The sequence below is a fragment of the Faecalimicrobium sp. JNUCC 81 genome, from assembly GCF_053667625.1.
In genome coordinates, this window is record NZ_CM132203.1 from 799889 (window position 1) to 815287 (window position 15399).

At 29.5% G+C, this 15399-nt stretch carries 17 protein-coding genes; all 17 read left to right on the forward strand.

The genetic code is table 11. The annotated features are described in order from the left end of the window. The first annotated feature begins 141 nt into the window (after positions 1–141). The 17 genes from JNUCC81_RS03915 (at position 142) to JNUCC81_RS03995 (ending at position 15392) form a co-directional block, all read left to right on the forward strand. A complete protein-coding gene (locus JNUCC81_RS03915; RefSeq protein ID WP_454095392.1) occupies positions 142–669 on the forward strand; it encodes a YceD family protein in 528 nt (175 codons plus the stop codon). Between the two features lie 13 nt (positions 670–682). Next, a complete protein-coding gene (rpmF, locus tag JNUCC81_RS03920) occupies positions 683–859 on the forward strand; it encodes a 50S ribosomal protein L32 (RefSeq protein WP_042271813.1) in 177 nt (58 codons plus the stop codon). 216 nt (positions 860–1075) lie between these two features. After that, positions 1076–1633 carry a transcription factor FapR gene (fapR, locus tag JNUCC81_RS03925; protein ID WP_042271817.1) on the forward strand — a complete coding sequence of 186 codons (558 nt, stop codon included), beginning with the start codon at positions 1076–1078 and terminating at the stop codon, positions 1631–1633. A 10-nt stretch (positions 1634–1643) separates the two neighbouring features. Next, positions 1644–2654: a phosphate acyltransferase PlsX gene (plsX, locus tag JNUCC81_RS03930; protein WP_454095393.1), complete on the forward strand. Its 1011-nt coding sequence runs from the start codon at positions 1644–1646 to the stop codon at positions 2652–2654. Between the two features lie 34 nt (positions 2655–2688). Further along, positions 2689–3693 (forward strand): beta-ketoacyl-ACP synthase III, encoded by a 1005-nt coding sequence (locus JNUCC81_RS03935; RefSeq protein ID WP_208332766.1) that lies wholly within the window; start codon positions 2689–2691, stop codon positions 3691–3693. Then, positions 3686–4615, forward strand: a complete 930-nt coding sequence (gene fabK, locus JNUCC81_RS03940) for an enoyl-[acyl-carrier-protein] reductase FabK (RefSeq protein WP_208332768.1) — start codon at positions 3686–3688, stop codon at positions 4613–4615. Before JNUCC81_RS03935 ends, fabK begins: the two co-directional genes overlap by 8 nt. 15 nt (positions 4616–4630) lie before the next feature. After that, positions 4631–5581, forward strand: coding sequence for an ACP S-malonyltransferase (gene fabD / locus JNUCC81_RS03945; RefSeq protein ID WP_454095394.1), 951 nt, complete (start codon positions 4631–4633; stop codon positions 5579–5581). Beyond that, positions 5581–6330 carry a 3-oxoacyl-[acyl-carrier-protein] reductase gene (fabG, locus tag JNUCC81_RS03950; RefSeq protein ID WP_208332772.1) on the forward strand — a complete coding sequence of 250 codons (750 nt, stop codon included), beginning with the start codon at positions 5581–5583 and terminating at the stop codon, positions 6328–6330. The genes fabD and fabG overlap by 1 nt, the downstream gene beginning before the upstream one ends. A gap of 94 nt (positions 6331–6424) precedes the next feature. Next, a complete protein-coding gene (acpP, locus tag JNUCC81_RS03955; protein WP_042271830.1) occupies positions 6425–6649 on the forward strand; it encodes an acyl carrier protein in 225 nt (74 codons plus the stop codon). A 15-nt stretch (positions 6650–6664) separates the two neighbouring features. After that, positions 6665–7900: a beta-ketoacyl-ACP synthase II gene (gene fabF / locus JNUCC81_RS03960; RefSeq protein WP_454095395.1), complete on the forward strand. Its 1236-nt coding sequence runs from the start codon at positions 6665–6667 to the stop codon at positions 7898–7900. 215 nt (positions 7901–8115) lie between these two features. After that, on the forward strand, positions 8116–9099 hold the full coding sequence (locus JNUCC81_RS03965) for a LacI family DNA-binding transcriptional regulator (protein WP_454095396.1): 984 nt from the start codon (positions 8116–8118) through the stop codon (positions 9097–9099). Between the two features lie 240 nt (positions 9100–9339). Next, positions 9340–10722, forward strand: coding sequence for a PTS transporter subunit EIIC (locus tag JNUCC81_RS03970; RefSeq protein WP_454095397.1), 1383 nt, complete (start codon positions 9340–9342; stop codon positions 10720–10722). A gap of 90 nt (positions 10723–10812) precedes the next feature. Further along, the gene (locus tag JNUCC81_RS03975; protein WP_454095398.1) at positions 10813–12288 is read left to right on the forward strand and encodes a glycoside hydrolase family 32 protein; all 1476 of its coding nucleotides are present in this window, start codon (positions 10813–10815) and stop codon (positions 12286–12288) included. Next, positions 12281–13255 carry a carbohydrate kinase family protein gene (locus tag JNUCC81_RS03980; RefSeq protein ID WP_454095399.1) on the forward strand — a complete coding sequence of 325 codons (975 nt, stop codon included), beginning with the start codon at positions 12281–12283 and terminating at the stop codon, positions 13253–13255. The genes JNUCC81_RS03975 and JNUCC81_RS03980 overlap by 8 nt, the downstream gene beginning before the upstream one ends. 21 nt (positions 13256–13276) lie before the next feature. Then, on the forward strand, positions 13277–13786 hold the full coding sequence (locus JNUCC81_RS03985; RefSeq protein WP_454095400.1) for a PTS sugar transporter subunit IIA: 510 nt from the start codon (positions 13277–13279) through the stop codon (positions 13784–13786). A gap of 126 nt (positions 13787–13912) precedes the next feature. After that, positions 13913–14881: a stage III sporulation protein AA gene (gene spoIIIAA / locus JNUCC81_RS03990; RefSeq protein ID WP_454095401.1), complete on the forward strand. Its 969-nt coding sequence runs from the start codon at positions 13913–13915 to the stop codon at positions 14879–14881. Then, positions 14871–15392, forward strand: a complete 522-nt coding sequence (locus tag JNUCC81_RS03995) for a stage III sporulation protein AB (protein WP_454095402.1) — start codon at positions 14871–14873, stop codon at positions 15390–15392. The genes spoIIIAA and JNUCC81_RS03995 overlap by 11 nt, the downstream gene beginning before the upstream one ends. Positions 15393–15399 lie beyond the last annotated feature (7 nt).

The following is a 15399-nucleotide window of genomic DNA, read 5'->3' on the forward strand; positions in this document are numbered from 1 at the left end:
TTTGTTTTGTGATATAATATTGAGAGTATTTAGATTATAAAATAATTTATATACTGTCAAAAATATCTATCAAGTAAAAATACTTGACAAACAAATGCTAGATTTGTATAATAAATTTGGTAATGTATTGAGGTGAATTTAATGCAAATTAGTTTGGATAGATTAATTAGAAGAGAAACTGATAAAATAGACTTGAATTTTTCTCAAAAAGTTGATACTATTAATTATTGTGAAGAAAGTTATAAACTATCTTCTCCGATAAGTGTAGATGGTAAAATTTCAAATACTAATAAAGGATTATACCTTGATGTAGATGTAAGTTTTATAATCGTTGATAAATGTTCAAGATGCTTAGAAGAAGTAGAAGTTCCTATCGAATATTCTATACAAGGATTTTTAGTTAAAGAAAATTTTGATGAAGATACTTTCGAAGATGATGATGCGTTTATATATGATGGACAAGCTATAAATATTGTAGATCTAATAGAACAAACATTAGACTTTAAATTACCGGCACAGGTGTTGTGTAATGAAGACTGCGAAGGTCTTTGTCAAGGATGCGGAGTAAACTTAAATAAAGAAGAATGCTCTTGCAATGAAATCGCGAACGACGAGGAGACTATAGATCCCCGTTTTGCTAAATTAAAAGATATATTTAAAAATGACTAAGGAGGTGGCGTAAATGGCAGTACCAAAGCGTAAGACATCTAAATCAAAGAGAGATATGAGAAGAGCAGCTAACTCAAAAATGGAAGCAACAGGATTTGTAAGTTGCCCACAATGTCATGAGCCAAAATTACCACATAGAGTGTGTCCAGATTGTGGATATTATAAAGGTAAAGAAGTTGTATCTAAGTAATAACTTCTAAAAAAAACATGTAGATTAGTCTACATGTTTTTTTTATTTACAATGTCATATAATGGATATTTTATATATAAATGATATAATAAAAATATATTCTTATTTAAAGTTAATAATAAAAATAATAATAAAAGTGTTGATAAATTTAATGCAATACTATATACTACTATTAGTAGCTGGTACTAATTACAGCTATAAAAACTTGGAGGTAATATGAAAAAGAAAAGCAAAGCCCAAAGACAAAAAGAACTTGTTGAAATGCTACAGGCGGACCCTTTTTATACGGATGAAGAATTAGCAGCACTATTCGAAGTTAGTATTCAGACTATCAGATTAGATAGAATGAGTTTAAATATACCGGAATTAAGAGAAAGAGTTAAGACAATAGCAGAATCAGAAAGTTCAAAAGTTAAAACTTTAGGAATTAAAGAAATTACAGGTGAAATAATTGACTTATCTGTAGGGCAACTAGGAATATCTATGTTAGAAGTTACAGAAGACATGCTTTACTCTAAAACTAATACTTTAAAAGACACATATATATTCTCTCTAGCAGACTCATTAGCAATGGCTATAATAGATGCGCCAAAAGTTATTATGAGATTTGCAAATGTAAAATGCTTGAAATTAATAGAACAAAAGGATAGGCTTATAGCGAAGGCTGAAATTTATAAAAAAGCTGATAAAAAGCACTATGTAAAAGTTATTGTTAATAATAAAGCACAAGAACAAATATTTAGAGGGAAATTCATATTTGAAGAATTAGACTAGGAGGAAAGTTATGAAAATAGTAATAGATGGAATGGGTGGAGATAATGCACCTAAATCTAATGTAGAGGGCGCAGTTAATGCTATAAAAGAATATAATGTTGATCTAATAATAACTGGAGATAAAGAAATATTAGAAAAAGAATTTTCTAATTATGAATTTGATAGAAGTAAGTTAGAAATAGTTCATACTACCGAAATTATAGAAAATGAAGACAAGCCAGTAAAGGCTATTAGAGCTAAAAAAGACTCTTCTATGGTTGTTGCACTTAAAATGGTCAAAGAAGGTAGGGCAGACGCAATTATATCGGCAGGAAGTACAGGAGCACTTCTTGCAGGTGGTTTATTTGTAGTAGGGAGAATAAAAGGTATAGATAGACCTTGTTTATGCCCTGTATTACCAAATGCAAAAAGAGGAATGACAATGATAGCAGATGGTGGAGCAAATGTAGATTGTAAGCCTAGAAATTTAGTTGACTTTGCAGCAATGAGTAATATATATGCTAAAAAGGTTTTAGGAATGGATAATCCTAAAATAGCATTAGCTAATGTAGGTTCAGAAGAAGGAAAAGGAAATGACTTAGTAAAGAAAGCTTACGAAGAGCTTAAAAATATAGATATAAACTTTATAGGAAATGTAGAGGCAAGAGATATTATAAATGCTTATACAGATATAATAGTTTGTGATGGATTTACAGGAAACATATTACTAAAATCGGCAGAAGGTGTAGCCATGTCTGTTATGAAGCTTATAAAGGAAACTTTATTAAGTAGCACTAAAGGAAAAATAGGAGCTATGTTTATAAAGGATGACCTTAAAAAATTAAAAAGCTTTATGGACTATTCAGAGTATGGAGGTGCACCGCTACTTGGAGTTAACGGTGGAGTTATAAAGGCGCATGGAAGTTCAAATTCAACAGCTATAAAAAATGCTATAAACCAAGGAATAAAGTTTGCTAAAGGAAATGTTGTTGAAGATATAAAAGAGTTTATAAAAGATATGGAAGATAAGCAAGTAGAATAATAAAATAAACTCATCTTGGAGGTTTAAATTAAATATGAACAAAAAAGCTGGTATTTTAGGAGTTGGAAGTTATGTTCCAGAAACTATTATTGACAACTTCTATTTTGAAAAGATAATGGATACATCGGACGAATGGATAAAAACAAGAACTGGAATAAGTGAAAGAAGACATGCAAGCGAAAATGAAGCAACTTCAGACTTATCTACAAAAGCAGCACTAAAGGCAATTGAATGTGCGAATTTAACTCCTAAGGATATAGACTTAATAATTGTAGCGACTGCAACTCCTGATATGATTTTTCCCTCAACTGCATGTTTAGTACAAGAAAATATAGGAGCAAGCAATGCAGCTGCATTTGATATATCAGTAGCATGCTCGGGATTTATATATGGAATGACTATAGCTAAGCAATTTGTTGACACTAAAATGTATAAAAATGTTTTAGTAATAGGAGCTGAAACTCTTTCTAGATTTTTAGATTATAGTGATAGAACTACATCTATATTATTTGGAGATGGAGCAGGAGCTGTAGTAATAGGAAATGTTGAGTGTGGAGGAATATTATCTACGTATCTAGGATCTGATGGAAGCGGAGCAGACGTCTTAAATATACCAGCTGGAGGTTCAAAACTTCCAGCAGCTCAAGACACTATAAATAATAAATTACACAGTATAAAAATGGCTGGAAATAGCGTTTATAAGTTTGCAGTGAGAATAATGGGAGAAGCATCTCTAAAGGCTCTTGAATTGGCAAATTTAACTACTGAAGATATAGATTGCCTTATACCGCATCAAGCAAATACTAGAATAATAGATGCATCTGCTAAAAAATTAAAATTAGATAAAGATAAAGTTTTTGTAAATTTAGATAAATATGGAAATATGTCTGCTGCATCAGTTCCGGTAGCAATGGATGAAGCTTATAGACAAGGAAAAATAAAAAAAGGTGATAATGTTGTTTTAGTAGGCTTCGGTGGTGGTTTAACTTGGGGAGCTTCAGTAATTAATTGGAGTATACAAGGAGGAAATAATGAATAAAGTTTGTGAGTTATTAAATATAGAATATCCTATAATTCAAGGTGGGATGGCTTGGGTTGCAGATGCTTATTTAGCAAGTGCAGTTTCAAATGCAGGAGGCTTAGGATTAATAGCAGGAGGGAATGCTCCTAAAGACGTTATAAAAGAAGAAATACGTAAATGTAGAGAATTAACTGATAAACCCTTTGGAGTTAACGTTATGTTATTATCTCCATTTGTAGATGAAATAATAGAATTGATAATAGAAGAAAAAATACCTGTAATAACTACAGGAGCAGGAAATCCTGCTAAATATATGAATTCTTTAAAAGAAATAGGAACAAAGATAATACCTGTAGTTCCAAGTATTGCCCTAGCTCAAAGAATGGAAAAACTAGGAGCAGATGCTGTAATAGTAGAAGGTACAGAAGCTGGTGGTCATATAGGAGAGTTAACTACAATGGTATTGACTCCTCAAGTAGCGGACTCTGTTAATATACCTGTCATAGCAGCTGGAGGAATAGCCGATGGTAGAGGGATTGTTGCAGCTTTTGCATTAGGAGCTAGTGGAGTTCAGATTGGAACTAGATTTATATGCAGCGATGAATGTAGTGTACATGAAAATTATAAAAATATGGTATTAAAGTCAAGAGATAGAGATGCTATTGTAACAGGTAGAAGTACAGGCCATCCAGTCAGAACTCTAAAAAATAAGTTAGCCAAAGAAATTTTAAATATGGAAAAGCAAGGTGTTGACTCACAAGAGATAGATAAAAGAGGTGTGGGTTCTTTAAGGATAGCTACAAAAGAAGGCGATGTACATAATGGTTCTTTTATGGCAGGTCAAATAGCATCCATAATAAAAGATGTAAAGTCTTGTAAAGAAATTATTGATAGTATGGTTAACGAGGCAAGAAATATTATGCCAAACATCAATCTATAAACTAGGAGGTAAGCTATGGGAAAAATAGCATTAGTATTTCCAGGTCAAGGTGCTCAGTATGTAGGGATGGCAAAAGATATATATGAAAAAAATAGCACCGCTAAAAGTATAATAGATGATGCTTGTAGCGTTCTTGACATGGATTTAAAACATATTATGTTTGAAGGTAGTGACGAAGAACTATCAAAAACAGAAAATACTCAGCCTGCAATAGTAACTCATAGTATAGCTGTATTAGAAGCTATAAAGGAAGAAATAGATTTAAACTATGATGCATGCCTAGGATTGTCTTTAGGGGAATATAGCGCATTAGTAGCAGCTGATGCTATTGATTTTAAAGATGCAGTATCTTTAGTTAAAAAAAGAGGAAGATACATGCAAGACACAGTTCCAAATGGGCAAGGTGCTATGGCTGCAATACTTGGTTTAGATAGAACTAAGGTAGAAGCTGTTATAAATAGCATAGATAATGGAATTGTTGAAGTTGCAAATTATAACTCTCCAGGTCAAATAGTTATATCAGGAGAATTTGATAAAATAGATGAAGCTATTGTAAGGTTTAAGGACAATGGTGCAAAAAGGGCAGTTAAGCTAAATGTTAGTGGGCCATTTCACTCATCAATGTTAAAAGAAGCTGGAAATAAATTATCTAAAGAATTAGATAAAGTTAATATTATGAAACCAAAAGTATCTGTAGTTTCTAATGTAAATGCTGCCTACTATGAAGATGAAGGCAAAGACTTACTTATAAAGCAAGTTAGCTCTTCGGTACTTTGGGAAGATTCAATAGAAAAGTTATTAGATGAAGGTTATGATACTTTTATAGAAATAGGACCAGGTAAAACATTAAAAGGTTTCATTAAAAAAATATCTTCTGGGAAAAAAGCTAATGTAAACATTTATAACGTAGATGGTGTAGAGTCTTTAAATGAATTTATACAAATTTACAGAAATGGAGAGATATAATGATAAACTTAGAAGGAAAAGTTGCTATAGTTACTGGAGGTTCAAGAGGTATAGGTAAAGAAGTTGCTAAAAAACTTGCTTCATTTGGAGCAAATTTAGTAATTAATTATACTTCAAAAGAAGAGGAAGCTCTAAAAACTAAAGAGGAGATAGAAGCTATTGGAGTAAAATGCATAACTGCAAAGTGTGATGTTTCTAAATCTGAAGAAGTTAATGATATGGTAGATAAGACTATAAAGGAATTTGGGCAAGTGGATATATTAGTTAATAATGCTGGTATAACTAAAGATGGATTACTTATGAGAATGAAAGAAGAAGATTTTGATAAAGTTATAGAAATAAACTTAAAAGGTGTATTTAACTGCACTAAAGCAGTTACTAAGCCTATGATGAAAAGAAAGTATGGAAAAATAGTAAATATGTCTTCTGTAGTAGGAGTTATAGGAAATGCTGGTCAAGCAAATTACTGTGCTTCAAAAGCTGGTGTAATAGGGTTTACTAAATCAACAGCTAGAGAATTAGCATCAAGAAATATAAATATAAATGCAATAGCACCAGGATTTATAGATACAGATATGACAAAAATACTAAGTGATGATTTAAAACAAAATATGTTAAATAACATTCCTAAAAATACATTTGGAAAGCCTGAAGATGTTGCTAATGTTGTAGCATTTTTAGTTAGTGATATGTCAAGCTATGTTACTGGTCAAGTTATAAATGTAGATGGTGGAATGGTAATGCAATAATAAATAAAGCTTATAAATTTATAGATAAGTTTTAAAACTATATGATTGAAAATTTTGAAAATAAAATTAATTTAAATTTCAGGAGGAAGAAAATATGTTTAATAAGGTTGTAGAAATAATAAGAGAGCAATTAAGTGTTGAGGATAAAGAAATAACTATGGAAACTTCTTTAATGAAGGATTTAGAAGCAGATTCATTAGATGCAGTAGAAATAATAATGGCGCTTGAAGATGAATTTGATGTTGAAATACCAGATACAGAAGCCGAAAAATTCCAATCTATAGGAGATATAGTTAAATTTATAGAAGCTAATAAATAGTTGGAGGTATTCTCTATGAAAAAGAGAGTTGTTATAACAGGTCTTGGATGTATTACACCTGTAGGAAATGGAAAAGAAACATTTTGGAATAATATAAAATCTGGAGTATGTGGAATTGATACTGTAACTAGATTTGATGCTAGTACTTTTCAAACACAAGTTGCAGGTGAAGTTAAAGATTTCAATGGAGAAGATTATATAAACAAAAAAGAACTTAGAAGATTAGATAGATTCACTCAGTTTGCCATAGCATCTGCAAAAATGGCAGTTGAAGATTCGAAACTTGATTTAGATACAGTAGAAAGAAATCGTATGGGAGTTATAATCGGATCTGGTATAGGTGGAGTTGAGACTATAGAAGAACAACATAAGATTCTTTTAAATAAAGGTAATAAAAGAGTAAGTCCGTTCTTTGTTCCAATGATGATAGGAAATATGGCAGCGGGTCAAGTTTCTATATACTTAGGAGCTAAAGGGCCAAACACTAACGTATGTACAGCATGTGCATCAGGAACTCACTCAATAGGAGATGCTTTTAAGATTATTCAAAGAGGAGATGCGGATATTATGGTAGCTGGAGGAAGTGAAGCTCCAGTAACAGCTCTTGCATTTTCGGGGTTCTGTAATATGAAGGCTATGTCTACTAGAAATGATGACCCTAAAACTTCATCAAGACCATTTGATAAAGATAGAGATGGATTTGTAATGGGTGAAGGTGCAGGAATACTTATACTAGAAGAATTAGATCATGCTATAAAAAGGAATGCTAAAATATACGCAGAAGTTGTTGGTTATGGATTAACGGCAGATGCTTATCATATGACTACACCAGCAGAGGGTGGAGAAGGAGCAACTCGTTCTATGCAAATGGCACTACAAGATGGAAATGTTCCATTAGATGAAGTTGATTATATAAATGCTCATGGTACATCAACTCCTTATAATGATAGACTTGAAACTCAAGCTATAAAAAATATATTCAAAGATAAAGCATATGATATATGTGTTTCATCAACAAAATCTATGACAGGACATTTGTTAGGAGCAGCAGGAGCTGTTGAAGCTGTTATATGTGCGATGAGTATAAATGATAGTTTTGTACCTCCTACTATAAACGTTCAAAATGTAGATGAAGAACTTGATTTAGATTATGTATTAGATAAAGGAAGAGAAAAAGAAGTTAGATATGCAGTTTCAAATTCTTTAGGATTTGGTGGGCATAATGCAACTTTAGTATTTAAAAAATATTAATCCTATAAAAAGTCGTACTGATATTATACAGTACGGCTTTTTAAATACTATGGACATAGTATAAAAAATAATATAAACTTTAATTTATAAAAAGCCTTCTATAAAATATTATAAATGATAGCTTTTTAAAGCATATATATGAAAATTATACTTATTAAGAGATTTAAAATGAATATAATTTCCTATATACTATAAAAATATCTAGGAGAAAATATATGAATATTATTGATATAGCTAAACTTTCAGGTGTATCTAAATCTACTGTATCAAGGTTTTTAAATGATGGATATGTAAGTGAAGAAAATAGAAGTAAAATTCAAAAGGTTATTGATGAGACCGGATTTATTCCATCAAGTTATGCAAAAACTTTAAGAACTAAAAAAACAAATTTAATAGGTGTCATATTGCCTAAAATAAGTTCTGAAACTATAGGTAAAATAGTTAGTGGTATAAGTGAAGAAACTTCTAATAGTGGATATAATATAATACTTGGAAATACAGATTTAAATATAGAAAAAGAAATAGAGTATTTACAAATATTTAAAAATAAAAACGTTGATGGAGTAATACTTGTAGCAACAATAATTACTCAGAAGCATTTAGATATCATAAAGGATATGAAGATACCGATTGTTATAGTAGGTCAAAATATAGATGGATATCCGTGCGTATATCATAGTGATTATGAAGCATCATATGATATGACAAAATATTTAATCCAAAAAGGACATAAAAAGATTTCATACATAGGTGTAACTAAAGATGATATATCAGCAGGTCTAAATAGAGAATTAGGATATAAAGATTGTTTGAAAAGTAATAAACTAAAAATAAACGAAAGTCTTATAAAAATTGGAGAGTTTTCTCAAGAATCTGGATATAAAAATGCAAAAGAATTAATTGAAAAAAATAAAGATATAGATGCTATATTTTGTGCAACTTATAATATTGCATTAGGAGCTATAGAATATTTAAAAGAAGTTAATATAAATATACCAAATGACGTAAGTGTATGTGCAATTGGAGATTCGAAAATTTCAAATATAATATCTCCAAGGCTTACAACTATGCATTATTACTATGAAAATAGTGGAATAGAAAGTGCACGAATGATTTTAAAGATGATAGATAGTAAAAATGATGTAAATAGTATTAAGCTAGGTTATAAGCTTAAAAGTAGAGAAAGTGTTAAAATATAGAAATAGCCTATATAAATAAGTAGAGTAAAAAACTCTATTAATTTAGATAGGTTATTTTTAATATTAAAGTATATTTTATAGTTTAAGAAAATGTTTACAAACTATAAAAAAGAATATATAATTGAATAAAATAGAGGGAACGATTTCATATGAAATGTATGGGAACGATACCTTATGATATTTATGTTTAAATAAATAAAGAATTTGAAAGTATAATAAAGTATATAAAGGAGAGAGGGTATGAATTATAAAAACGTAGCAAAAGAAATTCTAGAAAACATAGGCAATAGTAGTAATATAGACTCAGCAGCACACTGTGCTACAAGACTACGTATAGTTTTAAAAAATGAAGAATTAATTGATAAATTAGCAATACAAAATATTGAAGGAGTGAAAGGAGTATTTATAACAGCAGATCAACTTCAAATAATATTTGGAACTGGTATTGTAAATAAAGTTTATGAAGAATTTGCAAAAATTGCAGATACAAAAATTGCTACTAAAGATGAAGTAAAAAGAGCATCAATTAAAAAATCAAATCCATTTCAAAGGTTAATAAGAACTTTAGGAGATATATTTGTACCTATATTGCCAGCTATAGTTTCATGTGGTTTAATGATGGGACTTACAGAGGCTTTAAGCTTTATATCAGCAAATGGATATCTAAATATAGATATGAACAATTCATTCTTTGTAATGCTAAAATTATTTAGTAATGCGGCATATGTATTTTTACCAATCCTTATAGGGTATAGTTCAGCCAAGGTATTTGGTGGAAACGTATACTTAGGGGCAGTAATTGCCATGATTATGATTCATCCAGACTTACAAAATGCTTGGACCGTTGCAACAGAAGGTTATAAATCTACGTTGAGTGTATGGGGTGGATTATATGAAATTCCATTAGTTGGATATCAAGGTCATGTAATTCCTATAATGATAGCCGTTTATCTAATGAGTTTTATAGAAAACAAACTTCATAAATTCGTTCCAGCAATGTTAGATTTATTCTTAACTCCATTGTTAACAGTTTTTATAACAGGATATTTGACATTAACAATAATAGGTCCGGTATTTGTAGGTCTAGAAAATACATTAATAGATGGAGTTCAAAAACTAATACAAATACCTTACGGAATAGGTGGATTCTTAATGGGTGGTATATATAGTACTACAGTTGTCGGTGGAATACATCATATGTACACAATAATAGATTTTGGTCAAATATCACAATTTGGAATGACATATTTCTTACCAATAGCATCTGCTGCAAATATAGCGCAAGGTGGAGCTGCACTTGCAGTTGCCCTTAAATCAAAAAATAAAAATACAAAAGCATTAGCTCTTCCAGCAGGTATAAGTGCTCTTTTAGGTATAACAGAACCTGCAATATTTGGTGTTAATTTAAGATTTGTAAAACCATTTATAGCTGCTTCTATTGGTGCAGCTGTAGCAGCCTTATATGCTGCAATTGTTGGTCTTGGAGCTACAGGAACAGGGGTAACAGGAATATTTGGAATACTTCTTACTTTACATGCACCTATTCAATATATAATAATGTTTGCTATAGCACTTGGAGTTTCATTTGGATTAACAATGATATTAGGAATTAAAGAAGATTAGTTTTATACATGTAAATAATACTAATTCGCAAGCTATTTATATATTTTAATATAAATAGCTTGCGAATTTTATAATATAAGGAGATAGAGAATGAGTATTTTAAAAAAAGAATTTTCTAAGCTTATAGATATGCGCAAAGGATTAGAAAAAGATAAGGTAAATAATGATGAATTTAGACTGAAATATCATTTAATGCCACCTATTGGTTGGTTAAATGATCCTAATGGATTATGTCAATTTAAAGGAGAGTACCATATTTTTTATCAATACTCACCATTTGAGGCTAAGGGTGGATTAAAATTTTGGGGGCACTATAAATCAAAGGATTTGATTAATTGGAATGACATGGGAGCTCAAGTTTACCCAGATAACTTAAATGATTGTCATGGTGTTTATTCAGGGTCTGCTTTTGTTGAAAATAATAAAATATATTTTTATTACACGGGAAATGTTAAAGAAGTTGGAGATTTTGATTATATAAATAAAGGCAGGCAGCATAATACAATAATGTTTAAAAGTAATGATGGAATAAACTTTACTGATAAAAAATTAATATTTAAAAATATTGATTACCCTGAAAATATGACATGTCATGTTAGAGATCCTAAAGTATTTAAAAAAGATAATAATTACTATATGATATTAGGTGCAAGAGATAAAAATGACAAAGGATGCATACTTTTATATAAAAGCTCAAATCTTGAAGATTGGAGTTTTGTAAATATAATAACTAGTGATGAAAAATTTGGATATATGTGGGAATGTCCAGATATGTTTGAATTAACTGACAAAGTTAGCAAAAATACAAAAACAATTTTATGCATATCTCCACAAGGAATAGAAAAAAACGGGCATAAGTACAATAATATATATCAAAGTGGATATTTCTTAGGAAATATGAATTTAAATGATGGAAAATATGATTTTAAAGAATTTACAGAACTAGATAGAGGATTTGATTTTTATGCACCGCAGACATTTATAGATGAAAAAAATAGAAATATATTGATTGGATGGATGGGGTTACCTGATATAGATGATGATTACTACACAAATCCTACAGTTGAATTTGGGTGGCAACATGCACTTACAATTCCTAGAGTGCTAGAACTTGTAGATAATAAAATATATCAAAGACCAATTGATGAATTAAAAGAACTTAGAAAAAGTAAAATAACAAAAGAACTAAATAATGTTCAAGTATATGATGAATTAAAAGCTGAAGTTTTCGAATTAGATATAGAATTTGATAGTGAAGTAGATGACTTTAAATTAGAGTTAAGAGAAGATTGTAAGATTACTTTTAATAAAGACAAAAAATTGATGAAATTAACTTTAGGAAATAGTGGTTATGGAAGAGAGAGTAGGGCTGTAGATATAAATGAATTAAGAAAACTACAAATTTTCAGTGATACGTCGTCTCTTGAAATATTTGTAAATGATGGAGAAGAAGTATTTACTACACGTATTTATCCAAAGGATAATAAAGATAAAATAGTACTAAAAGGAAACCTAGATAATGTAAAAATAAATTTATATGAACTTGGAGAGTATCGATATGTATAAAATAATTACCATAGGAGAGGCATTAATAGATTTTATACCTAATAAAAAGGGTTGTATGCTTAAAGAAGTAGACGGGTTTGAGAGGGTTGCAGGCGGTGCGCCTGCAAATGTAGCAGCAGCCATAGCAAAATTAAGTGGTGATGCTTATTTTATATCTCAACTTGGAAATGACTCATTCGGAGATCATATAATAGATGTTTTAAATGATGCTAATGTAAATACAAAATATATACTTAGAACTAATAAAGCAAATACAGGGCTTGCATTTGTATCATTAAAAGAAGATGGAAATAGAGATTTTTCATTTTACAGAAATCCAAGTGCAGATATGTTACTTAGTAAAGATGAAATAAAAGAAAGTTGGTTTGAAGATTGTAAAGTACTACATTTTTGTTCAGTAGATTTAGTAGAATCCCCTATGAAATATGCTCATAAAAAAGCTATAGAATATGCAACTAAAAATAAAGCAATAATAAGTTTTGACCCTAATGTAAGGCTACCACTTTGGAACAATTCACAAGAATGTAAAAATGTAATAAAAGAGTTTTTACCACTTGTAAATATATTAAAAATATCTGATGAAGAGTTAGAATTTATAACAGGTATAAAAGATGAAAGATTAGCTTTAGAAAGCCTATTTGTTGGAAATGTAAAGGCAATAATATATACAAAAGGACCAGAAGGTGCGTCTTTTATCACTAAAAAGGATAATATAATGAAAGTTGTTGAAAAAGAAGGAATTAATGTTAATGCCATAGATACAACAGGTGCTGGGGATTCTTTTATAGGATCATTTTTATATCAATTAGGTAAAAATTATATTGAAATAGATGAAATAGAAAATATAAGTAACGAAAAAATAAAAGATATGTTATTATTTAGTAATAAGTATGCAGCAGACACTACAACTAAAAAAGGAGCTATTGCTGCTATGTGTACTATTGAAGAATTTAAGATATTAAACTAGCATAAAGAGGAGAGTAAGAACATGGGATTTTTTGATATATTTAAAAAGTCAAAGCAAGAAGATATAGCATCAGTAAAAAACAAAGGTATCGTATCGCCTACTAATGGAGAAATATTAGATATATCTGTAGTACCAGATGAAGTTTTTTCACAAAAAATGATGGGAGATGGATTTGCTATAAAATCAAATGATGGAAATATATTATCTCCAATAGATGGAAGCGTTGAAATGGTATTTGAAACTAAGCATGCTGTTGGTTTAAAAGCTAATGATGGGACTGAAATATTAATTCATCTTGGAATAGATACTGTAAATTTAAAAGGTGAAGGTTTTACAACTTTTGTAAAGGCTGGAGATAAAGTAAAAGCTGGAGATAAATTAATACAGATGGATGTTGATTTTATAAAAAATAATGCAAAATCAGATATAAGTCCAGTTATATTTACTAACTTAAAAGATAATGAATCTATTAAAGTAGTTACAGGTAAGGTTAGTGTATTAGAAGAAAATAGAATAGAAATATGCAAATAATATAAAATAAAAAATACCTCTTAAAGATGAGAAATTCTTTAAGAGGTATTTTTTATTTTATTTTTGTAATATTTTTATGAATTTATAAATAGAATTATATAAACAAACAAGAGAGGAGGACAAGGTATGAAAAAACTTTGTGATGAGATAATAAACTCGCTTTCAATGAACTTAAGAGAAAAAATTAAAAATATTTCAAATGATAATGTAAGTATAGAAGAAATTAGGCTTAGGTCTAATAAGCCATTAATAGTAAATGCAAATAATAAAGACTACTTCTATAATCTAAGCTCAAATAATCTAGATTTAAATATGTACAACCCATATATAGTGAGTAAAGAAGATGTAGAACAAACATTTCAAATAATATGTAAATACTCAATCCATTCTTTTATGGATGATATTAAAAAAGGATTTATAACACTTAGAGGAGGTCATAGAGTAGGATTAGTTGGAAAAGCAATAGTTGAAGATGGACAAGTTAAGAATATAAAGCATATATCTTCACTTAATATAAGGGTTTCTAGAGAAGTGATTGGATGTTCAGATAAAATATTATCTCATATTATAAGGGGAGAAAATAAAGTAAATAATACTTTGATAATATCTCCGCCCCAATGTGGTAAGACAACTTTAGTTAGAGATATAGTAAGAAATTTAAGTAATGGAAATACAAATTATGGATTTAAGGGGATAAAGGTAGCATTAATAGATGAGCGTAATGAGATATCAGGGTCATACTTAGGACAGCCTCAGATGGATATAGGTATTAGAACAGATATAATAGAGACTTGCCCAAAGGATTTAGGTATTACCATGCTACTTAGATCAATGTCTCCAAATCTTATAGTAACAGATGAAATAGGAAATATGGAGGAAATAAAGGCTTTGTATACAGCTTTAAATGGAGGAGTAAGTTTAATTACTACAGTCCATGGTGACTCAATAGAGGATATAAAAAGTAGAAAAGAGCTAAGTTGTTTATTAGATAAAGAACTATTTACAAAAGTAATCATATTATCGGCTAAAAAGGGCCCAGGAACCATAGAAAAAATATATGATTTAGAAGAAAAGAGATGGTATTTTGCAAATTAAAATAATTATTATAGGTATTTTAGTTGGATGTAGTTATTTAATAGGAGAACATATTTATAAAGCTTATACAAATAGGCATAAACAGCTAAATGACCTCATAAGAATATTAGAGATAATAAGAATGGATTTATCTTTTGGGCTATATACATTAGAGGAAATATTTAAAAGAATTGGTGAAAAAACAGAATACTGCACATCAAAATTTTTTAAGAGTATGGAATATGAGCTACATAACAATCAAAGTAAGGTATTAGATAAAATTTTAAATGATAATATAGGGATTTTAATAAAAGAAACTTACTTACAAAATAAGGAGGTTGATGAATTAAAAAAACTTATACTTACTTTAGGAAAGAGCGACATAGAATCTCAAACAAGAATGATAGATTTATCTGTTGAAAACTTCAAGGCATTAACTAAAGAGACTAAAGAGGATGTAGAAAAAAAAGGTACAGTCTATCGAAAATTATCTACCGTAATAGGATTAATAATAGGAATAATTTTAATATAGGGGGGAG

Coding starts and splice junctions, on each gene's coding strand:
- fabG (WP_208332772.1), top strand. CDS start 5,581: ATGATAAACTTAGAAGGAAAAGTTGCTATAGTTACTGGAGGTTCAAGA.
- JNUCC81_RS03980 (WP_454095399.1), top strand. CDS start 12,281: ATGTATAAAATAATTACCATAGGAGAGGCATTAATAGATTTTATACCT.
- plsX (WP_454095393.1), top strand. CDS start 1,644: ATGAAAATAGTAATAGATGGAATGGGTGGAGATAATGCACCTAAATCT.
- JNUCC81_RS03985 (WP_454095400.1), top strand. CDS start 13,277: ATGGGATTTTTTGATATATTTAAAAAGTCAAAGCAAGAAGATATAGCA.
- rpmF (WP_042271813.1), top strand. CDS start 683: ATGGCAGTACCAAAGCGTAAGACATCTAAATCAAAGAGAGATATGAGA.
- fabF (WP_454095395.1), top strand. CDS start 6,665: ATGAAAAAGAGAGTTGTTATAACAGGTCTTGGATGTATTACACCTGTA.
- JNUCC81_RS03935 (WP_208332766.1), top strand. CDS start 2,689: ATGAACAAAAAAGCTGGTATTTTAGGAGTTGGAAGTTATGTTCCAGAA.
- JNUCC81_RS03975 (WP_454095398.1), top strand. CDS start 10,813: ATGAGTATTTTAAAAAAAGAATTTTCTAAGCTTATAGATATGCGCAAA.
- acpP (WP_042271830.1), top strand. CDS start 6,425: ATGTTTAATAAGGTTGTAGAAATAATAAGAGAGCAATTAAGTGTTGAG.
- JNUCC81_RS03915 (WP_454095392.1), top strand. CDS start 142: ATGCAAATTAGTTTGGATAGATTAATTAGAAGAGAAACTGATAAAATA.
- fabD (WP_454095394.1), top strand. CDS start 4,631: ATGGGAAAAATAGCATTAGTATTTCCAGGTCAAGGTGCTCAGTATGTA.
- spoIIIAA (WP_454095401.1), top strand. CDS start 13,913: ATGAAAAAACTTTGTGATGAGATAATAAACTCGCTTTCAATGAACTTA.
- JNUCC81_RS03970 (WP_454095397.1), top strand. CDS start 9,340: ATGAATTATAAAAACGTAGCAAAAGAAATTCTAGAAAACATAGGCAAT.
- fapR (WP_042271817.1), top strand. CDS start 1,076: ATGAAAAAGAAAAGCAAAGCCCAAAGACAAAAAGAACTTGTTGAAATG.
- fabK (WP_208332768.1), top strand. CDS start 3,686: ATGAATAAAGTTTGTGAGTTATTAAATATAGAATATCCTATAATTCAA.
- JNUCC81_RS03965 (WP_454095396.1), top strand. CDS start 8,116: ATGAATATTATTGATATAGCTAAACTTTCAGGTGTATCTAAATCTACT.